The 20970-nt window shown below is 62.3% G+C and carries 24 protein-coding genes; 17 read left to right on the top strand and 7 right to left on the bottom strand.

All coding sequences use genetic code 11. From position 1 onward, the window contains the following. The first annotated feature begins 165 nt into the window (after positions 1 to 165). From yajC to motB, 5 genes are all read left to right on the top strand, one after another. Positions 166 to 495 (top strand): preprotein translocase subunit YajC, encoded by a 330-nt coding sequence (gene yajC, locus V7M64_RS06505; RefSeq protein ID WP_333677922.1) that lies wholly within the window; start codon positions 166 to 168, stop codon positions 493 to 495. Positions 496 to 571: 76 nt separating this feature from the next. Beyond that, positions 572 to 2491, top strand: a complete 1920-nt coding sequence (gene secD / locus V7M64_RS06500) for a protein translocase subunit SecD (RefSeq protein WP_333677920.1) — start codon at positions 572 to 574, stop codon at positions 2489 to 2491. A 277-nt stretch (positions 2492 to 2768) separates the two neighbouring features. Next, positions 2769 to 3734, top strand: a complete 966-nt coding sequence (secF, locus tag V7M64_RS06495; protein ID WP_333677918.1) for a protein translocase subunit SecF — start codon at positions 2769 to 2771, stop codon at positions 3732 to 3734. 284 nt (positions 3735 to 4018) lie between these two features. Beyond that, a complete protein-coding gene (gene motA / locus V7M64_RS06490) occupies positions 4019 to 4891 on the top strand; it encodes a flagellar motor stator protein MotA (protein ID WP_333677917.1) in 873 nt (290 codons plus the stop codon). 17 nt (positions 4892 to 4908) lie between these two features. Then, positions 4909 to 5835, top strand: a complete 927-nt coding sequence (gene motB, locus V7M64_RS06485) for a flagellar motor protein MotB (RefSeq protein WP_333677964.1) — start codon at positions 4909 to 4911, stop codon at positions 5833 to 5835. Between the two features lie 162 nt (positions 5836 to 5997). Here the strand turns inward: motB and murU are convergent, their stop codons facing one another. From murU to V7M64_RS06465, 4 genes are all read right to left on the bottom strand, one after another. After that, the gene (murU, locus tag V7M64_RS06480) at positions 5998 to 6690 is read right to left on the bottom strand and encodes an N-acetylmuramate alpha-1-phosphate uridylyltransferase MurU (protein WP_333677915.1); all 693 of its coding nucleotides are present in this window, start codon (positions 6688 to 6690) and stop codon (positions 5998 to 6000) included. Further along, positions 6687 to 7730, bottom strand: a complete 1044-nt coding sequence (locus tag V7M64_RS06475; RefSeq protein WP_333677914.1) for a phosphotransferase — start codon at positions 7728 to 7730, stop codon at positions 6687 to 6689. Before V7M64_RS06475 ends, murU begins: the two co-directional genes overlap by 4 nt. Before the next feature lie 176 nt (positions 7731 to 7906). Continuing rightward, complete coding sequence (locus V7M64_RS06470; RefSeq protein WP_333677913.1) at positions 7907 to 9244, bottom strand: ammonium transporter; 1338 nt, start codon at positions 9242 to 9244, stop codon at positions 7907 to 7909. A 25-nt stretch (positions 9245 to 9269) separates the two neighbouring features. Then, positions 9270 to 9608, bottom strand: a complete 339-nt coding sequence (locus tag V7M64_RS06465) for a P-II family nitrogen regulator (RefSeq protein ID WP_188794688.1) — start codon at positions 9606 to 9608, stop codon at positions 9270 to 9272. 320 nt (positions 9609 to 9928) lie between these two features. On the opposite strand from V7M64_RS06465, the gene V7M64_RS06460 reads away from it, so the two are divergent. Genes V7M64_RS06460 through V7M64_RS06425 form a run of 8 tightly spaced genes read left to right on the top strand, consistent with a single transcriptional unit; the run spans position 9929 to position 16182 of the window. After that, positions 9929 to 10387, top strand: coding sequence for an SUF system Fe-S cluster assembly regulator (locus tag V7M64_RS06460; protein WP_333677907.1), 459 nt, complete (start codon positions 9929 to 9931; stop codon positions 10385 to 10387). Then, on the top strand, positions 10384 to 11850 hold the full coding sequence (gene sufB / locus V7M64_RS06455; RefSeq protein WP_333677906.1) for a Fe-S cluster assembly protein SufB: 1467 nt from the start codon (positions 10384 to 10386) through the stop codon (positions 11848 to 11850). Before V7M64_RS06460 ends, sufB begins: the two co-directional genes overlap by 4 nt. 45 nt (positions 11851 to 11895) lie before the next feature. Next, the gene (locus V7M64_RS06450; RefSeq protein ID WP_333677963.1) at positions 11896 to 12114 is read left to right on the top strand and encodes a DUF4160 domain-containing protein; all 219 of its coding nucleotides are present in this window, start codon (positions 11896 to 11898) and stop codon (positions 12112 to 12114) included. Further along, on the top strand, positions 12024 to 12404 hold the full coding sequence (locus V7M64_RS06445; RefSeq protein ID WP_333677905.1) for a DUF2442 domain-containing protein: 381 nt from the start codon (positions 12024 to 12026) through the stop codon (positions 12402 to 12404). Before V7M64_RS06450 ends, V7M64_RS06445 begins: the two co-directional genes overlap by 91 nt. Next, the gene (locus tag V7M64_RS06440; RefSeq protein WP_333677904.1) at positions 12401 to 12850 is read left to right on the top strand and encodes a lysozyme inhibitor LprI family protein; all 450 of its coding nucleotides are present in this window, start codon (positions 12401 to 12403) and stop codon (positions 12848 to 12850) included. Before V7M64_RS06445 ends, V7M64_RS06440 begins: the two co-directional genes overlap by 4 nt. 1 nt (position 12851) lies before the next feature. Beyond that, positions 12852 to 13625, top strand: a complete 774-nt coding sequence (sufC, locus tag V7M64_RS06435) for a Fe-S cluster assembly ATPase SufC (RefSeq protein ID WP_333677902.1) — start codon at positions 12852 to 12854, stop codon at positions 13623 to 13625. After that, positions 13622 to 14938 (top strand): Fe-S cluster assembly protein SufD, encoded by a 1317-nt coding sequence (gene sufD, locus V7M64_RS06430; protein WP_333677900.1) that lies wholly within the window; start codon positions 13622 to 13624, stop codon positions 14936 to 14938. Before sufC ends, sufD begins: the two co-directional genes overlap by 4 nt. Further along, entirely contained in the window at positions 14935 to 16182 is a 1248-nt protein-coding gene (locus V7M64_RS06425; protein WP_333677898.1) for a cysteine desulfurase, read from the top strand. The genes sufD and V7M64_RS06425 overlap by 4 nt, the downstream gene beginning before the upstream one ends. Positions 16183 to 16249: 67 nt before the next feature. Here V7M64_RS06425 and V7M64_RS06420 read toward each other — a convergent pair whose 3' ends face one another. From V7M64_RS06420 to V7M64_RS06410, 3 genes are read right to left on the bottom strand one after another with little or no spacing between them, the layout of a single operon-like run. Continuing rightward, a complete protein-coding gene (locus V7M64_RS06420; protein WP_333677896.1) occupies positions 16250 to 16669 on the bottom strand; it encodes a hypothetical protein in 420 nt (139 codons plus the stop codon). After that, positions 16666 to 17235: an RNA polymerase sigma factor gene (locus V7M64_RS06415; RefSeq protein ID WP_333677893.1), complete on the bottom strand. Its 570-nt coding sequence runs from the start codon at positions 17233 to 17235 to the stop codon at positions 16666 to 16668. The genes V7M64_RS06420 and V7M64_RS06415 overlap by 4 nt, the downstream gene beginning before the upstream one ends. Before the next feature lie 12 nt (positions 17236 to 17247). Continuing rightward, the gene (locus tag V7M64_RS06410; protein WP_333677892.1) at positions 17248 to 17586 is read right to left on the bottom strand and encodes a hypothetical protein; all 339 of its coding nucleotides are present in this window, start codon (positions 17584 to 17586) and stop codon (positions 17248 to 17250) included. Positions 17587 to 17796: 210 nt separating this feature from the next. Here V7M64_RS06410 and V7M64_RS06405 point away from each other — a divergent pair, with 210 nt between their 5' ends. Genes V7M64_RS06405 through acpA form a run of 4 tightly spaced genes read left to right on the top strand, consistent with a single transcriptional unit; the run spans position 17797 to position 20850 of the window. Next, positions 17797 to 18168, top strand: a complete 372-nt coding sequence (locus V7M64_RS06405) for a hypothetical protein (RefSeq protein ID WP_333677890.1) — start codon at positions 17797 to 17799, stop codon at positions 18166 to 18168. A 46-nt stretch (positions 18169 to 18214) separates the two neighbouring features. After that, positions 18215 to 18754, top strand: a complete 540-nt coding sequence (locus tag V7M64_RS06400; protein ID WP_333677888.1) for a GNAT family N-acetyltransferase — start codon at positions 18215 to 18217, stop codon at positions 18752 to 18754. After that, complete coding sequence (locus V7M64_RS06395) at positions 18751 to 19068, top strand: non-heme iron oxygenase ferredoxin subunit (RefSeq protein ID WP_333677887.1); 318 nt, start codon at positions 18751 to 18753, stop codon at positions 19066 to 19068. The genes V7M64_RS06400 and V7M64_RS06395 overlap by 4 nt, the downstream gene beginning before the upstream one ends. Positions 19069 to 19095: 27 nt before the next feature. After that, positions 19096 to 20850 (top strand): acid phosphatase, encoded by a 1755-nt coding sequence (gene acpA / locus V7M64_RS06390; RefSeq protein ID WP_333677885.1) that lies wholly within the window; start codon positions 19096 to 19098, stop codon positions 20848 to 20850. The last annotated feature ends 120 nt before the right edge of the window (positions 20851 to 20970 follow it).

Genomic DNA, 20970 nt, shown 5'->3' with positions numbered 1-20970 from the left:
TTTCGGCCTGCTTTGGGGACAAACACGCACGTGTATGGCTGGGGCGCCCTGTTCCGCATCGGGCGGGGCAAACGCAAAAAGCCGTACTCATGGCATAATTCGACGTCTTTTCTTGGGCTTGCGACAAAAAACTCCAGTCGCAACCACAACTTGCGGGATAAGTAGATGACTCTTCCGATGACTTTCGTACTGGCGCAGGCAGCGCCGGGAGCGGCCAATGGCGGCCTGTCCATGCTGATCATGATGATCGTGCTGTTCGGCCTGATGTATTTCATGATGATCCGCCCGCAGATGAAGCGGCAGAAGGAACACCGCCAGATGATGTCCGGCCTGGCCAAGGGTGACGAAGTGGTCACCAACGGCGGTATCGCCGGTCGCGTCGATGATGTGGGCGAGACCTTCATCACGGTCGAGATCGCGCCGAACGTGAAGATCAAGGTGCAAAAGGGCTCAGTTCAGCAGGTGCTGCCGAAGGGCACGTTGAAGTCGTCCTGATCGTCGGGCAATCCTGTCCAACTTATCTATTCACGTTACCCGCGGCGCGGCGCCGCGGTTCATTCGGATGCAAGGCATGAGTGATTTTCCACGCTGGAGATACTTTCTGGTTGCCATCGTACTGGTGGCGGGCATCCTGTACGCACTGCCAAACGCCTATCCGCCGCTGCAGGCGGTGCAGGTAGCGCCGGCCCAGGGCACGACGCTCGATCCAACGGTGCAGCAGAAGGTCATCACCACGCTGCAGACGGCGAAGCTTCCGTATATCAACGAAAGCTTGAAGCACGATCCCAGCCGCGGCGATTACATCGTGGTCGGCTTTGCCAACGGCGACTTGCAGAAGAACGCCGCTGACGCGCTGAAGGTCGCCCTGGGCGAAAACTTCAACATCGGCTTCAACCTCGAATCCACCGTGCCGGCATGGCTCAGCGCCATCGGCGGCCGCGCCATGCCGCTGGGCCTGGACCTGCAGGGCGGCGTGCGCTTCCTGATGGCGGTCGACCAGAACGACATCATCGACCGGCAGGAAAACCGTTATACACAGGACATCACCGCCCTGCTCAAGGAAAAGAAGATTCCCTTCGTTTCCGTATCGCGCAACGCCACGCGTGGCCAGGGCGTCAACGTGGTGCTGAATTCCGCCGCCGACCGCACGGCAGCCAGCGATGCCATCGCCACCGAATACACCGACCTCGCCGTGGCGGATGGCCAGAGCACCGGCGACCGCTTTGTGCTCAATGCCACCATCAAACCGGACAAGCTGCGTGACCTGCAGGTCAACGCGATCCGCCAGAACGTCGCCACGCTGAGCAACCGCATCAACGCGCTGGGCGTGTCCGAGCCGGTGATCCAGCAGCAGGGTGAAGACCACATCTCGGTCGAACTGGCCGGCGTGCAGGACCCTGCCGAGGCGAAGAAGGTGATCGGCGCGACGGCAACCTTGCAGTACGTGGCGGGAATCGGTGAAGCACGCTTCAACGGTAGGGATTGGGTGGGCGACCAGGCAGTGGCCGACGCGATCCATACCGGCAACATTCCTCCTGACGCGCATCTCTATTACAACGCAGACAACACGATCGCCTACCTGGTCAGCAAGAACATCATCGCCAGCGGCGACGAGTTGGTGGATGCCTCGTCGGGCAACGACTCCCAGAGCGGGTCGCCGAGCGTGAACGTCACCTTGAACTCGGTCGGCGCCGCCAAGATGCTCGACTTCACCCGTGGCAACGTCGGCAAGCCGATGGCCGTGGTATACGTGGAAAGCACCACCGACACCAAGATCGTCGACGGCAAGGAAGTGCACACGCCCAAGACCACCTACCAGGTGATCAACTACGCCACCATCCAGGGCGTCTTCAGCAACAAATTCCAGACCACCGGCCTGGCCAGCAACAAGGCTGCCTCGGACCTGGCGTTGATGCTGAAGGGCGGTTCGCTTGCCGCTCGCATGGATATCGTGCAGGAAGGCGTGATCGGCCCAAGCCTTGGCCAGGACAACATCGACAAGGGCCTGAAGGCCGTGTTGCTCGGCCTGGGCCTGGTGCTGCTGGCGGCGGCGATCTACTACAAGCTGTTCGGCCTGGTGGCGGACGTCGCCCTGTTCTTCAACCTGGTGATTCTGGTGGCGGTGATGTCGGCGATCGGCGTGACGCTCACCATGCCAGGCATTGCCGGTATCGTGCTGACGCTGGGCATGGCGATCGACTCCAACGTGCTGATCTGCGAGCGCGTGCGAGAAGAACTTCGCAACGGTTCCACGCCGCTGGCAGCGATCCGCGCCGGTTATGAGAAAGCCTGGGCGACCATTCTCGATGCCAACGTCACCCACCTTATCGCCGCGCTGGCGCTGACCACGATGGGCTCGGGCCCGATCAAGGGCTTCGGCGTCACGCTGCTGATCGGTATCCTGACCTCGATGTTCACCTCGGTCACGGTCACCCACGCGATTACTGCGTTCATCCATCACGGGCGCAAGCTCAAGACGCTGTCGGTGTAAGAGCCTGAATACGGTCTTGGCGTGGCCCGCGCCGGGACTGTTTGCCTGACGGGCAAGGAGGAACGAAGGCGTGTATGTCGATACACAACTGAGTGAGGACGCAGCCCGGCCGGCAAACAGTCCCGGCCCTTCGGGTTGCCACGGTGCGTCCACCATGCGGCAGCGCGCGGCTTGGCTTGCCAGCCAGGCAAGCGCTGCGCCGCGCACTACCACCTGGCGAACGCACCGTGACAACGCGGGCCACGCCAAGACCGTATTCAGGCTCTAGGAGCTTCCCATGGAAATTTTCAATCACAACGCCAACGTCCATTTCCTCGGGTTGCGCAAGATCAGCATCGGCCTCGCCATCTTGCTGATGGTCGCGTCGATTGCCCTGCTCGCCACGCGCAGCCTCAACTACGGACTGGATTTCACCGGTGGCGTCAGTGTCGACGTCACCTACGGCAACCCGGTATCGGTGGAAGACGTGCGTAGTGCCCTGGTTCAAGGCGGCATCGAGAACGCCGTCGTGCAGAGCGTGGGCGGTACGCGTCATGTGTCGATCCGCTTCCAGCCCAAGGACGACAAGCATTACACGGCGCAGGAAGGCAAGTCGCCCAACCTTGATGTCATCTCCAACGACGTCGCCAAGGCGCTGCAGGGGCCGCGCCCCGACGCCAAGATCGCTGGCAAGGATTACGTTGGCCCGCAGGTCGGCGAGCAGCTGCGCAGCGATGGCGTCACCGCCGCCATCTTCGTGATCATCGGCATCGGCTTATACCTGTGGATCCGCTTCGAGCGCCGCTTCGCCGTGGCCGCGCTGGCTACCGAAGTGCACGACGTGCTGGTGACGTTGGGCGTGATCTCGCTGGTGCAGCGCGAGTTCGACCTGACCGTGCTGGCTTCGGTGCTGGCGGTGATCGGTTACTCCATCAACGACAAGGTGGTGGTGTTCGACCGTATCCGCGAATTGTTCCGTTCCTCGCGCAAGGGCGATCCGGAGGAAATCCTCAACCGCTCGATCAACAGCACGTTGTCGCGAACCATCATCACCTCGCTGTTCACCGGCATCGCGATGGCTGCGCTGTATTTCTTCGGCGGCCCCACCGTGCATGGTTTTGCCATCACCATGCTGATCGGCATCCTGGTCGGCACCTTGTCGTCGATCTTCGTGGCCAGCCCGATTCTGTTGTGGCTGGGCGTGTCTAAGAAGGACTTGATGCCCGTGTCCAAGGAAAATCCGGAACTGGCGCGTCGTCCGTAATTCATTGCGATGTATGCATGTGGAACGGCCCGGCTGTCCGGGCCGTTCTGTTTTTGAGCGCCCGCTCCTGGCCGTGATTGCAGCGCGAGCAGGATGGGCGGCTGGACGGAAAGCACATACCTTCATGGCAGCCTGCGTTTGTGTCACGTAGCTGACGCGATCGGTGCGCATATGACAAAAGATTGCGCTTGAACCGCATCACATTACGCGCACCCTTCAATCTAAATTTTGCATGGCGCCGGTCGATAAGCAGGTAGGACGCTCCCGTCCCGAATGGAGTCCCCATGCTTGTTTTGATCGGTTCCCTGGTGGTGCTTTCCTGCGTGTTGGGCGGTTATCTGCTGTCGCACGGCCATCTTCTCGCACTGTGGCAGCCGAGCGAGCTGATGATCATTGGTGGCGGCGCCATCGGCGCGTTCCTGTCTGCCAATCCGCTGAAGATCGTGAAAGGCGCGCTGCAAAACGTCGTCGCGCTGTTCAAGGGGCCCAAATATCGCAAGCAGGACTACGTCGACCTGCTGTCGCTGCTGTATGACATCTTCGGCGTGATGCGCAAGCAAGGCCTGCTTGGCCTGGAATCGCATATCGAAGATCCGCAATCGAGCGCCATCTTCAGCGCTTATCCGCGGTTGGTGAAAGAACACCACCTGATCGAATTCACCACTGATTGCCTGCGGCTGATGGTAGGCGGCAACATGAATCCGCACGAGCTGGAGCAATTGCTGGAAGTGGAGCTGGAAAGCCACCAGCACGACGCGGAAGCGCCCGCGCTGGCGGTGATGAAACTGGCCGATGCCCTGCCGGGCTTCGGCATTGTCGCTGCGGTGCTTGGCATCGTGACCACCATGTCGCAATTGGGTGGCGATACTTCGCAGATCGGTGAACACATTGCCGGTGCGTTGGTCGGCACCTTCCTCGGCATCTTGCTGTGCTACGGCTTCATCGGCCCGCTGGCCGCCGCCATGGAAAGCCGCGTGCATGAAGACGGCAAAGCGTTCGAATGCGTCAAGGTAGCGTTGCTCGCCTGCTTGCGCGGCTACAACCCGAAAGTCTCGGTGGAGTTCGCGCGCAAATCCCTATCGCCGCACACGCGGCCGAATTTCCAGGACTTTGAGGATCACCTGAAGGATGCTGCGCGCGCTGGAGCCACGGCGTGAGCGAGCAAGGGCGCGACATGCTGATCGTGGTGCGTCGGTCGCGGCGCAAGAAACACGGCCACCATGGCGGCGCCTGGAAAGTCGCTTACGCCGACTTCGTCACGGCGATGATGGCGTTCTTCCTGGTGATGTGGCTGCTCGGCGTCGGCACCAGGCAGCAGCGCGCAGCAATTGCCGAATACTTTAAAAATCCCAGCATGACGCCCGGCACTGCCACCATAGCGCCGCCGGGCAAGATAGGCCCCGGTGGCGCAAGCGACAGCATGATCAAGCTCGGCGGCGCGATGGATATTTCGCATGGTGCCGGCAAGGACCGCCGTGCCGCCACGCCGGCAACGCCTGCGGACGTGGAGAAGCTGGCGCGCGAGCGCGAAAAACAGCGCCTGGAAAACCTGATGCTGCAACTGCGCGCCGCCATCGAAAAAAGCCAGGCGCTGGCACCCTTCAAGGATCAACTGCTGCTCGACATCACGCCGGAAGGCTTGCGCATCCAGATCGTGGATAAACAGAATCGTCCCATGTTCGCCACCGGCAGCGCCACGCTGGAGCCCTATACCGTGGCGATCCTGCACGAGTTGTCGAGCTTTATCGACGAGGCGCCCAACAAGGTCAGCATTTCCGGCCACACCGATGATGCGAAATACAGCACCACAAGCCAGTACGGCAACTGGGAGCTTTCCGCCGACCGCGCGAATGCGGCGCGGCGTGCCTTGCTGGATGGCGGCCTGGAAGGAGGCAAGATTGCGCGCGTGGTGGGGCTGGCGGATTCGGTGCCGTTCGATAAGGCCAACCCGGCCGATCCGATCAATCGGCGCATCAGCATCATCATGATGACCAAGCAGGCGCAGGATGCGGCGTTGTCGCAGGAGGAGGCCGAGGCAGTGCCGCCGCCAGCGTTGCCCACGCCGGTGTCGATCAAGCCGCTTGCCGCGGGTGCGCCGTAGGTGGTGGCGCTACCGACATCACCTTGAGGCCGTCATTCCCGCGAAAGCGGGAATCTACGTTGCCCTGATGCCTCGTTGAAATGGATTGATCGGCATTGGCGTTGTAAAGCGCCTCTGCTTTCGCGGGAATGATGGCCATGAGATAGCGCGCATTTTCAGGATTTACGCGTTCAACGCTGCCAATCTTTCGGGCGAACCCACGTCCGTCCACTCGCCACGATGATGGCTTCCGCTCACCTCATCCCGCTGCATCGCCGCCCGCAACAGCGGTGCGAGCTTGAAGCGGGGATGTTTGTCGTCCGTTGAATCAGGCTGGCCGACAACAGCCTGCCAGCCGTTCAGCAGCTCGCGCCGATACACGCCGATGCCGCTATAAGTGAGTCGCTGGTCGCCTGCGTCATGCAGCTTGCCGTGCTCGTCCAGCGCGAAATCACCCTGCGGATGGTGCGATGGATTGTCCACCATCAGCAGATGCGCAAGGCCAGCGGGTTCCGCCGGCAACGCAGCAAAGTCTGCATCCGTCCATACATCGCCGTTGATCACGATAAACGGTTCCGGCCCCAGTAGCGGCAGTGCGTTGAGCATGCCGCCGCCGGTTTCGAGCGGCACGGCTCCTTCATACGCATAGCGAATGCGCAGACCCCATTGCGAACCGTCACCGAGCGCTTCCGGGAACTGCTCCGCCAGATGCGAGGTATTGATCACCACGTAACGCACATCGAGCGCCGCAAGTTTTTCCAGATGCCACACAATCAGTGGCTTGCCGCGTGCAAGCAGCAACGGCTTGGGCGTGTGGTTGGTCAGCGGGCGCATGCGTTCGCCCAGACCTGCCGCAAAGATCAACGCATGCCTCATGCGTTGGCTACCTCGGTGAGGTCACGGCCTTCGGCGTATCGCCCAATCAATGCGGCGAAGTCGGCCAGCTCAGGATAGCTGCGCGCTACCGATACCACGTAGTGGTAGACGCGCGGCACGTCGGCGAGATAGCCCCCCTTCCCGTCGCGATACCACAGGCGATAGAACTGGCCGAGCACACGTACGTGGCGATGCAGCCCGGTAAGGTCGAACCAGCGCAGGAAGCGTTTGCTGTCGACATCCTCCTCAATCACGCCAGCAAGTCGCAGGCGTTGCCGGTAAGACTCCACCCAGGCTTCCACACGCTCGCGTGGCCACACGATATAGGCATCACGCAACAGCGAGGCGAGATCGTAGGTGATCGGGCCGGCGAGTGCGCCCTGGAAGTCTATGATTCCCGGGCTCAAGAGCCCGGAAGCGATGACGCCGGGATTGTTCTGCCCGACCACCAGCAGGTTGCGGCTGTGATAGTCGCGATGCACGAAGCAGCGTGGCTGTTCCTGCGCGTTGTGGATGATCACGTTGAACGCCGCTTCCAGCACATCCCATTCGGCGCAGGCAGGCGTGTGATGGAGGTAGCGGCCGAGAAACCATTCCGGCATCACCTCCAATCCGCGCACCAGGACATCGCGATCGAACGACGGCAGATCACCATAGGCCATGCGCGTCTGCATGAGCAGCAAGGCATCCATCGCATCGCCGTAGAGCGCATCAGCGTTGTCGTCGTTAAGTTCGTTGAGGTAAAGCCTCGTGCCGAGATCTTCGATCAGCAAAAAGCCTTGTTCGAGATCCTGCGCCTGCACGGCGGGCACATGCAGTCCGGCAGCGGCGAGTTGCTGGCCGATCTTCAGCCACGGACGCGGATCTTCCTGCGCAGGCGGCGAGTCCATCACGATCCAGCTGCGGCCATCGTGATGGGTGCGCCAATAGCTGCGAAAGCTGGCGTCGGCGGAGGCGGGTTCGAGGCCAAGCGAAGAGTCGCCAAGCGCGGCCCGCGTCCAGGCGAGGCGGGCGGTGGCGCGATCGGTGGTGCTTTGCATGAGGGGCTTCGTGACGGACACGCGCAAAGCTTAGAGCCTGCCTGTACCAAACGCACCGTATGCCGCGTTGGCTTGCGCAGGCCGGGATGACATCGCGGCACCGCCATGTCGGTGAAGCTGGGATTTCATCGTTGCCTAGGAGGCTCGCTCCCCGAAGGGCGGGGAGCGAGAAACCATCAAGACAGGTTGTACGCCCGCTCCTCATGCTCGGCGATATCCAGGCCCACCTGCTCGTGCTCGGGTTCGATGCGCAGCCCTAGCGTCATATCCACCAGTTTCAGGATCACCCAGCTCAACGCGCCGCTCCACACGATGGTGAAGCCCACACCTTTCGCCTGAATCCACAGCTGCAGCAGCGGCGAGGTCACCGCGCTGTCGAAACCGCCCAGCTTGGGCGCCGCGAATACGCCGGTCAGCAGCGCGCCGATGATGCCGGCCACCGCGTGCACGCCGAACACATCCAGTGTGTCGTCATAGCCCAGCTTGTGCTTGAGGCGCGTCGCCGTGAAGAAGCACACCGCGCCGGCAACAAAGCCGATGATCAGCGCGCCGGCCGGTCCTGCGGTGCCGGCAGCCGGCGTGACGGCGACCAATCCGGCCACGGCGCCGGAAGCTGCACCCAGCACACTGGCGCGCTTGTGCACCAGCCACTCCACTGCCACCCAGCCGATCACCGCGGCAGCCGTGGCGATCTGCGTCACCAGCATCGCCATGCCTGCGCTGCCGTTGGCGGCGACCGCGGAGCCCGCGTTGAAACCGAACCAGCCCAGCCACAGCATGGCCGTGCCAATCACCGTGTAACCCAGGTTATGCGGCGGCATGTGCGTATGCGGCCAACCGCGGCGCTTGCCGATCACCATGCACGCGACCAGGCCTGCGATACCGGCATTGATGTGCACCACCGTGCCGCCGGCGAAATCGAGCACGCCCAGGTCGCCCAGCAGCGAGCCCGGTCCGCTCCACACCATGTGCGCGATCGGCAGGTACACGAAAGTGAGCCACAGGCCGGAGAACCACAGCATCGCGCTGAACTTCATGCGCTCGGCATAGGCGCCGATGATCAGCGCTGGCGTGATGATCGCGAAGGTGAGCTGGAACATCACGAAAACGCTTTCCGGCACCGTCTGGTACAGCTTGTCAGGCGTAAGCCCTGCCAACATCACGCGATCGAACGCGCCAAGGAACGAATGCCAGTTGGTGACACCCGCGTGCATGCCTTCCGTGCTGAAGGCCAGCGAATAGCCGTACACCATCCACAACACGGTCACCAAGGCGGTGAGTGCCAGGCACTGCATCATCACCGACAGCAGGTTCTTCGCCCGCACCATGCCGCCGTAGAACAGCGCTACGCCGGGAATCGTCATCATCAGCACGAACGCGCTGGCGACGATCATCCAGGCGGTGTCGCCGGTGTTGAGCGTCGGTGCAGGCGTGGCCTGCGCAAAGGCCGGCATGGCCAAGCCAGCTGCCAGCATGGCGGCGATGAGCCGCGAAACCACTCGATACTTGCCCATCCCCCGTTCCCCGTTTCCCCGCATGTCAAAGTGCATCCGCGTCCACTTCCTGCGTGCGGATGCGAATCACCTGTTCCAGGTCGCTTACAAAAATCTTGCCGTCGCCCACCTTGCCGGTCTTCGCCGCGCGGATGATCGCCTCGACCGCGAGCTCGACCTGGTCGTCGGCCACGGCAATCTCGATCTTCAGCTTGGGCAGGAAATCGACGACGTACTCGGCACCGCGATACAGCTCGGTGTGGCCGCGCTGTCGGCCGAAGCCCTTTACTTCCGTCACCGTCATGCCCTGCACGCCGGCCTCGCCGAGTGCCTCCCGCACATCGTCCAGGGTGAAGGGTTTGATGATCGCGGTAACCCATTTCATGCGCGGCGGCTCCAGTGGTTTGTTGCAAGACAGCAGAATGCATGCCAAGTCTGGATAGCCAGTGTCGTGTCGCGCCAGGCCTTGATTCCAGACGATCGGGTGAGGGGTGCGGACGTGCGCTACGATCAATTTGGTGCATGTCTTGCATCGTAATGGTGCAAATAGTGCTGAACCCCTCACCCCGCGAAAGCCGGGCTCAGCGACTTTCCGGCCGCTAGGCAAAGACGGCTTTCGCCGGGTGACGGAGCGCAGGAAATTTGACCCACTCCTTTCTAATCAGTACCATTTCGGTCCTGATTAACTGGTGTCCTCCTTTCCCCATGTTTCGTGTCAGCCGACTGACGGACTACGCCACCCTGGTGATGACTTGCATCGCCACGCACCCGGGCGATGTCCTCAGCACAGCCCAGATCGCCGAGGAGGCGCACCTGGAGCTGCCGACCGTCAGCAAGCTGCTGAAGTCGCTGGGCCACGCCGGGCTGGTGGACTCCTTCCGCGGCGTCAACGGCGGTTACCGCCTGGCACGGCCGGCGCAAGAGATCAGCCTGGCCGACATCGTGGAGGCGATCGAAGGCCCGCTCGGCATGACCGAATGCACCTTGAGCGAGGGCCAATGCGAGCGCGAAGCCCAATGCGGCGTGCGCGGCAGCTGGCAACGCATCAACCACGTACTCGACAACGCCCTGCGCGCGATGAGCCTGGCCGACATGCTGCACCCCGCGCCCACGGCCGTCGCCACTGTGGCGCTTACCGAATTGAAAGGCAGGACAGCATCATGACCATCGAGAACGATAGCCCCGTCGTGCTGCGCGACAACGCAGAAGTCGCTGCCGCGCTCGGCCGTCGCTACGAAGCCGGCTTCGTCACCGACATCGAAACCGACAGCCTGCCGCCCGGCTTGTCGGAAGACATCGTGCGCCAGCTCTCGGCATTGAAGAACGAGCCGGAGTGGATGACCGAGTGGCGCCTGAAGGCCTATCGCCACTGGCTCACCATGCCGATGCCGAACTGGGCCAAGCTCCATATCGCGCCGATCGATTTCCAGGCGATCAGCTATTACGCCTCGCCCAAGAACAAGCCGAAGTCGCTCGATGAAGTCGATCCCAAGCTGCTGGAAACCTACGACAAGCTTGGCGTGCCGTTGCACGAGCGGGCAAGGCTGGCCGGCGTGGCGGTGGATGCGGTGTTCGATTCCGTTTCCGTCGGCACGACTTTCCGCAAGGAGTTGGCCGAAGCCGGCGTAATCTTCTGCTCGATGAGCGAAGCGATCCGCGAACATGCCGATCTGGTGCAGAAGTACCTCGGCAGCGTGGTGCCGGTTGGTGACAACTATTTCGCTGCATTGAATTCGGCGGTGTTCTCCGACGGCTCGTTCGTGTTCATCCCCAAGGGCGTGCGCTGCCCGATGGAACTGTCCACGTATTTCCGCATCAACGCCGGCCACACTGGCCAGTTCGAGCGCACGTTGATCATCGCTGAAGAGGGCGCCTACGTTTCCTACCTGGAAGGCTGCACCGCACCGATGCGCGACGAGAACCAGCTGCATGCGGCAGTCGTCGAACTGGTCGCGCAGGAAAAAGCGCAGATCAAATATTCCACCGTGCAGAACTGGTATCCGGGTGACGAGGAAGGCCGCGGCGGCATCTATAACTTCGTCACCAAGCGTGGCGATTGCCGTGGCGACGATTCCAAGATTTCCTGGACGCAGGTAGAAACCGGCTCGGCGATCACCTGGAAATACCCCAGCTGCGTATTGCGCGGCGATCGCTCGGTCGGCGAGTTCTACTCGGTGGCGCTGACGCATCATCGCCAGCAGGCCGATACCGGCACCAAGATGATCCATATCGGCAAGGGCACCAAATCCAAGATCGTGTCCAAGGGCATCAGTGCCGGCAAGAGTTCCAACAGCTACCGCGGCCTGGTGAAGGTGGAGAAGGGCGCCGAAGGCGCGCGCAATTACACGCAGTGCGATTCGCTGCTGATCGGCAAGAAATGCGGCGCGCACACTTTCCCGTACATGGAAGTGAAGAATCCTTCGGCCATCGTCGAGCACGAAGCTACTACCTCGAAGATCTCCGACGACCAGCTGTTCTACTGCCGCTCGCGTGGGATTGGCGAGGAAGATGCCGTGTCGATGATCGTGGATGGCTTCTGCAAGCAGGTGTTCCGCGAACTGCCGATGGAATTTGCGGTGGAGGCGAAGAAGCTGCTGGAGGTTTCGCTGGAAGGGGCGGTGGGTTAAGGATGCCGACTATCAGCAGTTTCTACGGCATCCTTATCAGGATGTATTTCGCTGATCACGCGCCACTTCACTATTCATGCCATCTACCGCGAGTCGGAAGCTTTATTTGACATACGTACGTTAGAGGTCATCGAAGGGCAGTTGCCACGCCGAGCGATGGCGTTCGTACTCGAATGGGCCGCACTCCATCGTGCGGAGTTGCAAGAGGACTGGGATCTATGTGCAGCGCGCAAGTCTCCAAACCCGATCAGTCCGCTGGATTGAACGCAGCGCCGCCATGGCGAGTAGTGGCGGTTACGGCCATGCCTGCTTACCGCTTGGATGTGCGTTTCCGCGATGGAACATCGGGCATCGTCGATATGTCTGCCTTGGTAAACAGCGATTCGGCGGGGGTGTTTCTGTCCCTTCGTGAGCCAACTGTGTTCTCGGCAGTGCGAGTCGAGCTAGGTGCAGTGACTTGGCCAGGCGAGATTGATCTCGCGCCCGACGCGCTCTATGCGTCAATCAAGTCGAAGGGTGGTTGCGTTCTTTCTGCAGGAGGAGTCATGCAATGAGGGCGTCATGGTGGTTTCTTTTAGGTCTTGCACTCCCCATCAGTGCGCCTGCTGCAGGCGCAGACGTCGCTTGCTATGCAACGGGTTCGCAAGCCGGCCTCAATGCCTGTGCGGCTTCCGAATTGACCAAGGCAGACCAGCAACTCAACACAGTGTGGAAGGCCATCCAGGTCAAATACAAAGACCAGCCGGTGTTCCTGGAAAAACTCAAGGCATCGCAAAAGCTGTGGCTGCAATTCCGCGATGCGGAAGTAGCCGCGCATTTTCCGCTGGGTAAAGGCGAAGATGCCGGCACGCAATACGGTTCGGCTTACCCCATGTGCGTCAGCCAGCTGCAAACCGAGCTCACGCAGCAGCGCATCGAGCAACTGCAAGCTTGGCTAAAGGGCGCACAGGAAGGCGATGTGTGCGCGGGTTCCATCAAAAATTCTGCGGATTTGAAGTGACATGCTGAAGATCGAAAACCTGCACGCCCGCGTCGAGGGCAAGGACATCCTCAAGGGCCTCACGCTCACCGTGAAGCCGGGCGAGGTGCACGCCATCATGGGGCCCAATGGCGCCGGCAAGTCGACGCTGGGCAACGTGTTGTCCGGTCGCGAAGGCTATGAAGTCACCGCCGGCTCCGTCAGCTTCGAAGGCCGCGACCTGCTCGCACTGGAACCGGAAGAACGCGCCGCGGCCGGCGTGTTCCTCGCGTTCCAGTATCCGGTGGAAATCCCCGGCGTGAACAATACCTACTTCCTGCGCGCCGCACTCAATGCGCAGCGCAAGCAGCGCGGCGAGGCGGAGCTGGATTCCATGCAGTTCCTCAAGCTGGTGCGCGAGAAGCTGAAGATCATGCAGATCTCCGACGAGCTGCTGCATCGCGCCGTCAACGAAGGTTTTTCGGGCGGCGAGAAGAAGCGCAACGAGATCTTCCAGATGGCCGTGCTGGAACCGAAGCTGGCGATCCTGGACGAGACCGATTCCGGCCTCGACATCGACGCACTCAAGCAGGTGGCGCAAGGCGTGAACGCGCTGCGTTCGCCGGATCGCGCATTCCTGGTCATCACCCACTACCAGCGCCTGCTCGATTACATCGAGCCGGATTTCGTGCACGTACTGGCCGATGGCCGCATCGTGGAAAGCGGCGACAAGGCGCTGGCGCTGAAGCTGGAAGAACACGGTTACGCCTGGGTCAACGAACGCGATCCGGCGCTGGCGAACGGGGCGCGTGCATGAGCCAGTCGCCGGCATCGCTGCCTTTTATCGACGCGTTGCGCGATGCACCCGGCTTGCGCCTGCCCGGTAGCGGGTTGGGGTGGCTGGATGCGGTGCGGCGTGAAAACCTGGAAGCGTTCATCGCCGCCGGCCTGCCGGATACGCGTGCCGAAGCATGGAAGTACACCGCGCTGCGCGCGTTGGGTCAACGCCGTTTCGCATTGGGCGATGCCGCCGCGGCATCTCACCCGGTCGACGCCTATGCGCTGACATTGCCCGGCATGGATGGCCCGCGCCTGGTGTTCGTCAACGGCGTGTTCCGCGCCGATCTGTCGAAGCTGGACGCACTTCCGCCAGGGCTGACGCTGCACCCGCTTTCCAAGGTGCTGGAGAGCGACCCGGAACCGCTGCGCTTCGCGCTCAGCCGCCATTATCGCGAGAACGCCGACGTGTTCGCCCGGCTCAATGCCGCCTTGGCTGGCGACGGCGTGGTGCTGCGCGTCGCAGCCGGTGTGCGCATCGCCAAGCCGATTCACGTGTGCTTCGCGGGTACGCCAGCGCAGGCCGATGTGGCATGGCACGTGCGCAACGTGATCGAAGTGGGCGAGGGCGCCGAGCTCGACCTGGTCGAGCATCACCTGGCCACCGCGCAGCACAGGCATCTGGGCACACTGGTCAGCGAGATCGTGGTGCGCGATGGCGCCACGCTACAACACACGCTGCTGCAGAATGCCGGCGAAGAAAGCACGCTGATCCGCCGTGGCAGCGTGCATCTCGGTGCCAGGTCGCGGGCCATGTTGCACGTGCTGGAACTGGGCGGCGCCCTGGTGCGTCATGATCTGCACGCCCAATTGCGTGGCGACGAGGCGCGTTTCGATACGCGCGGCGTGTTCGTGTTACGCGGACGCCAGCATGCCGATACGCAACTGTCGATCAATCATCAAGCGGTCAACACGGTTTCCGAATCCATCTGGCGTGGCGTGGCCGATGAACGTGCGCGCGGCGTGTTCCGTGGCGCGATCGTAGTGGCCCAGGGCGCAGATGGCAGCGATGCCAGCCTCAGCAACAAGAACCTGCTGCTGTCGCCGCTGGCCGAGATCGACACCAAGCCGGAACTGGAAATCTACGCCGACGAGGTCAAGGCGGCACACGGCGCCACCGTCGGCCAGCTCGACGAGCGCGCGCTGTTCTACCTGCGCTCGCGCGGCCTGCCGAATGCGGAAGCACGCGCGCTGCTCACTGCGGCGTTCTGCCGTGCGGTATTCGCCGCACTTCCCAATGACACCCTGCGCGATCATTTCTCCGACGCGCTGCTCGCGCATCTGCCATCATGACCGTCAAGCCCAGCCATCCTTCCGTCGACTTCGATGTTCAGCGCGTGCGCGCGGATTTTCCGCTGTTGTCACGCAGCGTGCATGGCAAGCCGCTGGTGTATTTCGACAATGCCAATACCAGCCAGAAGCCGCGGCAGGTGATCGAGGCGGTCGATAACCACTACCGCGAGCACAATGCGAACGTCGCGCGTGCCGTGCATCAACTGGGCGAAGAGGCAACGGAGGCCTACGAAAACGCTCGCGACAAGCTTTCCGCATTCATCAATGCGACGTCGCGCAATGAGCTGATTCTCACCTCCGGCACCACGCAGTCGATGAACCTGGTGGCATACAGCTACGCACTGCCACGTTTGCAGCCGGGCGATGCCATCGTCACCACGGTGATGGAGCATCACGCCAATATCGTGCCGTGGCAGCTGGTCGCCGCGCGTGCGGGCGCTACGGTCAAGGCGGCGCCGATCGATCAGAACGGCGAACTGATCCTGGAGAAATTCTTTGAGCTGCTTACGCCGGAAGTGAAGCTGGCCTGCGTGGCGCATGTGTCCAATGTGCTCGGCACGGTGAACCCGGTGCGCGAGATTGCGCGCGAATGCCGCAAGCGTGGCATCCCGTTGGTCGTCGATGGTTCGCAAGCGCTGCCGCATCGTCCTGTAGATGTGCAGGCATTGGGCTGCGACTTTTACGCCATCACCGGGCACAAGATGCTGGCGCCCACTGGCACCGGTGCGCTGTGGGCAAAGCGCGAGCATCTGCAGGCGATGCCGCCGTTTTTCGGCGGCGGCGAGATGATTCGCGAAGTACGTTTCGATGGCACCACCTTTGCCGATCCGCCGCACAAGTTCGAAGCGGGTACGCCGAACATTGCCGGTTTTGCCGGGGTGGGCGCGGCGATCGAATACTACCAGGGCCTTGGTTACGAAGCGATTCGCGCGTGGGAATATGAATTGCTCGGCTACGCCACCGAGCGCCTGCGTGAAATTCCCGGCGTGCGAATCTTCGGCGAAGCCAGGGAAAAAGAACCGGTGATCTCCTTCTTGATCGAGGGCGCGCAAGCCACCGATATGGCAACGCTGCTCGATCTGGAAGGCGTGGCGGTGCGCTCGGGCCATCATTGCGCGCATCCGCTGATGCAGTTCTATGGCGTGCCGGCCACGCTGCGCGCATCGCTCGCGTTCTACAACACGCGCGAGGAAATCGACACGTTTATCGCAGCGCTTCTAAAGGTACGCAAGCTGCTGATGTAGGGCCGGGCATTGTCGGGTACGCCGCGCCAACCCCCTGCCTGGCTGAGATGGCGCAGCTGCCGGGATTTCATCCCGGCCGACGAAGGCGATTCAACGCGGGCAGCTTGCCCAGCAAGGCAGGCAAGGCGACGCAAGCTATCAGTGCCATCAGCCACGGGTTCGACAGCCACGCCTGCAACAGGCTGCTGTAACGCACGACCAGTCCTAGCAGCAGCACGGCCAACACGCCGAGCAGGGTCCAGCTCAGGTAGAGCTCCAGACGCATGGTGTCGGTTGCCTGTTGCCGAACATTCCTGGCGACCTCGCTGGCGAAATCAGGCGGCAGATCTTCATCCAACGGTTGCCGCAAGGCGCGTGCGACAGCACGATAGCGCTGCAGTTTCGCCGCATCGCGGACGTCCAAGCCGAGCCGCTCGGCGCGAACGGCGCGTTCCTGCAAAACCCATTCGCGTTCCATGCCGTCATCGCTGGATGGTTCGTGATTCATGGCGATACCCCATAGACGGTTTCCAACTGTTGGCGCAGACGAAGCCGCGTGCGGAACAGATGGCTTTTGATTGTGCCGCCGGCAAGCCCGGTGATGCTGGCGATCTCATCAATGGAAAGTTCGTCCAGATGGTAGAGCGTAAGCAGCGTGCGTTGCAGCGGCGGCAGGGCTTCGATGGCCTGGTGCAGGCGCGCGGCCGTTTCGCGGTCGGCATAAGCGGTTTCCAGGTCGAAGCCGTCGGCCAGGTTCTCGATGGGATCGAAGCCGTCCTCGCCTTCGCCCAGGTCGAATACCACGACGTGTTTGCGTTCCAGGCAGCGCAGCGCCACGTTGTAGGCGATACGGCCGATCCATGACTTCAGGCTGCTTTCGTAGCGGTATTGCCGAAGGTGCTGATGCACGCGCAGGAATGCTTCCTGGCATAGATCCCGCGCATCTTCCGGATGGCGCACCATGCGATAGCTGATGTGCCAGCACAACGCTTGATGCTCGCGCACCAGCCGCTCGAACGCGCCGGGCGCGTTCGCCAATACGGCGTCGACCAACTGGCGATCCTGATGGCTCATTCGCGCCTGCGATCAGCTGAAACGTCGCGCGAGCACGAAGAACAGGAGGGACCCAAGGCCGAAAGCGCCCAGCAGCATCGCCACCACGCCGGGATTGACGTCGTCCCAACCCACCAGCTGGATGATGCCGAAGCCGATAGCCTCCACCAGCGTGAGAATGCCCCAGCGCAATGCCGACATCTGGTCGCGCTGCGCGTCGCCCTGCACCACGGCCTCCACCAGCTCCTTGGAGCCGCAAGCCTGCAGCATCTTGATGCGCAGGCGCGCCGTAACCAGCAGCCTGACGATGTACGTAATGCCGAAGGTGACGCAGAGGAAAAGCACGATCGGAATGATCTCGGTTTTTTCCATCATCTACTCCCGATAAGCAGCGTCGAGCTGGACGCCCACGAATATAGAGATACGGTCGCTCGCTGATCGGTTGCAGGCACTGCCTTGCAACCGTTTGTTGGCCCCGCGCATCTACCCCTGTGCCATCCGTTATCCCTTGCCGTCATCCGTCCTGCTGCATGCCATGTATGCCGGCCCGGGGTTTGCTGCGCCTTTCAAAAGGAGAACGTCATGCGTCCATGTCTAACTGCGCTGTGTTTCGCCTGTTTTCCTCTCGCCGCGCTGGCGGATTCGGTGCATACCATCGAGGTGGTGAACGATACCCGCGGCAGTATCGATACGTTCGCGATGGCTCCGGCGGGAAGCGGGCGATGGACCGAGATGGACTTCAGGGATTCCATGCAGGACTCATGGTTCGACTATGAGCTTGCCGTAACCCTGGCGTTTCACGACCACGACGAAAGCTGCCTTCGCGATCTGCGCACCGTATTGTCGGACGGCCGCCGCATCCTCGTGCGCAACTTCAACGTGTGCAGGCACCACGCCTACCGGCCGGGAACCTTCTATCGCAACGATCACGTTGGCTCGTGGGTGATGCCGTAGCGCCACCTGGCTTTGGCGGCATCGTGCGGCGGATTATCATGCGCGGATGAATACCGTCATCACGCCCGCTTTCCGCCAGGCCGTCGAGACCGATATCGACGCTATCGTCGCCCTGGTTCAATCCGCCTATCGCGGCGAGGCCAGTCGCCAGGGCTGGACCACCGAGGCCGACCTGCTTGATGGACAGCGTACCGATCCTGCCGACGTGGCGCAGGTGCTGGCCGCGCCGGACAGTGCCGTGCTGTTGGCCCATGCGGACAACGCGCTGCTTGCTTGCTGCCACGTGGAACGGCATGGCGACGCGGCGTATTTCGGCATGTTCGCGGTGCATCCGCCGCGCCAGGGCAGCGGGCTGGGCCGGCTGGTGCTGCAGGCAGCGGAACGATATGCGCAGCAAACCTGGCAATGTCGCGCCATGCACATGAAGGTGATCGACGTGCGCCGCGATTTGATGGCCTGGTATGAACGCCGCGGCTATCGCCGCACCGGCGAATACTCGCCGTTCCCCTATGGCGACGAACGCTTCGGCATTCCTCGCCGCGCCGATCTGAAGTTCGAATTGATGGTGAAGGACCTGGCTGTATGAGCGAAGCATGGGTGGAAGTCGGCACGCGTTCGGAGCTGCTGCCGGGCGAATTCAAAGTCGTGTGGGATGGCGATACCGCCATTGCCGTCTTCAACATCGACGGTGACCTGTATGCTGTCGAGGATATCTGCACACACGACGGCGGCGAGCTGGCTGGTGGCGAGATCATCGGCCATGAGGTGGAATGCCCGCGCCACGGCGCGCGCTTCGATCTGCGCACTGGCGAGCCGACGTGCCCGCCGGCGTATGAGCCGATTCACCGTTTTCCGGTCAAGGAAGAGAGCGGCCTGATCTGGACGCGAGACGATCGCTAATACCGCTCGATTGTTGCGAGAGAAGACATGAAACAGCAGCCTCCGCCGCCCTCATCCGACGCCACGGCTGAGGCCAAGTCCACCTCCGGTGAAACGCCTGATCTTGGCCGGCGTTCGTTCCTGGCAGGTATCGGCGTCGCAGCCGTTGCCGTCGGGGGCGGTCTCGCTGGCTGCGACAGCCCCGACGACCACGGCCCGGGCGCGCCAAAGGCGATCGCCGGCGCTGAACTGGATCGTGTGCTTCGCGACAAAGTGAAGCATGTCGTGGTGATCTTTGCGGAAAACCGCAGCTTCAACAATCTGTTCGCGGACTTTCCGGGCGTCGAGAAGCCGCTGTCATCGCTCAAGCCGGAGGACTACGTACAGCGCGACCGCGACGGCAAGACCATCTTGCCGCATTTGCCGGAAGTACCGCGTGGCTGGTTGCCCAGCGACCAGGTTGCCGACGGCATCAGCTACCCTGGCGGCCAGCAATACCAGACCGGGTTGCCGAACGCGCCGTTCGCACTGAAGGGCCCCAAGGGCGAGCATCTGCCGCTGTCCCTGGTCACACGCGACCTGTGGCATGTGTTCTACCAGAACCAGATGCAGATCAATGGCGGCAAGAACGACATGTTCGTTGCCTGGGCCGATTCGGCGGCGTTCACGATGGGGCATTACGCCAACGCCCATTACGGTCTGCGGCTGTGGGACCTCGCCGGCGAATTCACGCTATGCGATAACTTCTTCCAGGGCGCGTTCGGCGGTTCTTTCCTCAATCATCAGTACCTGGTCTGCGCGGGTGTGCCGCGTTATCCCGACGCGGATACCAGCATCGCCCAATCGCAGATTGCCCAGACCGTCAGCGGCCGGGCCGACGACCCCAGGCTCAAGCCGCTGGCGCGTTCGCCGGCCAGCGCGATGGATGGTCCACCGCAATTTGGTCCCAGCGCGCTGACGCCGATCGAGACGCTGGCCGATGGCCGGCGCTTGAGCTATGCCGTCAACACCATGCTGCCGCCGTATGCGCCGACGCCGATGAAGCTGGGCGCGGATGGCGTGGTGGACTTCACCCAGCCCGGCAACGCGATGGCGCTGCCGCCGCAAACTCATGAACAGATTGGCGACAAGCTGGACCAGCGCGGTATCGACTGGGCGTGGTATGCCGGTGCCTACCAGGAAACCCTGGATACGCAGGGCGCCAATTTTTCCCGCAGCGTGCCGGTGGTGCCGAACTTCCAATACCACCACCAGCCCTTCAACTATTTTCGCAACCTGGCGCCAGGCACGGCCGCGCGCGCCAGACACTTGCGCGACGGCGGCCTGGGCGATGACGTGAGCAGCAATCACTTTCTCGCCGACGCCAAGGCCGGCAGGCTGCCTGCGGTCACCTTCTACAAGCCGCAGGGCAACCTCAACATGCACGCCGGCTACGCTGACGTCGCCGCCGGCGACCGCCACATCGTGCACGCCGTCAAGATGCTGCGCGGCAGCCCGCAATGGCAACACATGGTGGTGATCGTCGCCGTGGACGAAAACGGAGGGTGGTGGGATCACGTGGCACCTCCCCAAGGCGATCGCTGGGGACCGGGCACGCGCATCCCGGCACTGGTCATTTCGCCGTTTGCAAAAAAAGGACATGTCGACCACACGATCCAGGACACGGGATCCATCCTGCGCCTGATCACCCGTGTGTTCGAACTGGAAAAACTCGACGGCATCCGCGAGCGGGACGAGGCCATGGCGGCGCGCGGGCAAGCGCCGATGGGCGATCTCACCAGCGCACTCCAGTTCGATACCTGAGTAACCGCGGGCCACGCCGGCTGCACGGCCGCATCACTACCTGTCGCGAGACCGCACTGACGCCATCCACTCCACCAACGTTTGCATAGGCGAATACCACCGTAGGCGCGTGTCATTTCC

Source organism: Dyella sp. (assembly GCF_036746095.1).
In the GTDB taxonomy this organism is placed as follows: Bacteria; Pseudomonadota; Gammaproteobacteria; order Xanthomonadales; family Rhodanobacteraceae; genus Dyella_B.
The sequence above is the reverse complement of the archived record's forward strand: the minus strand, read 5'-3'. Positions and strand labels throughout refer to the sequence as shown.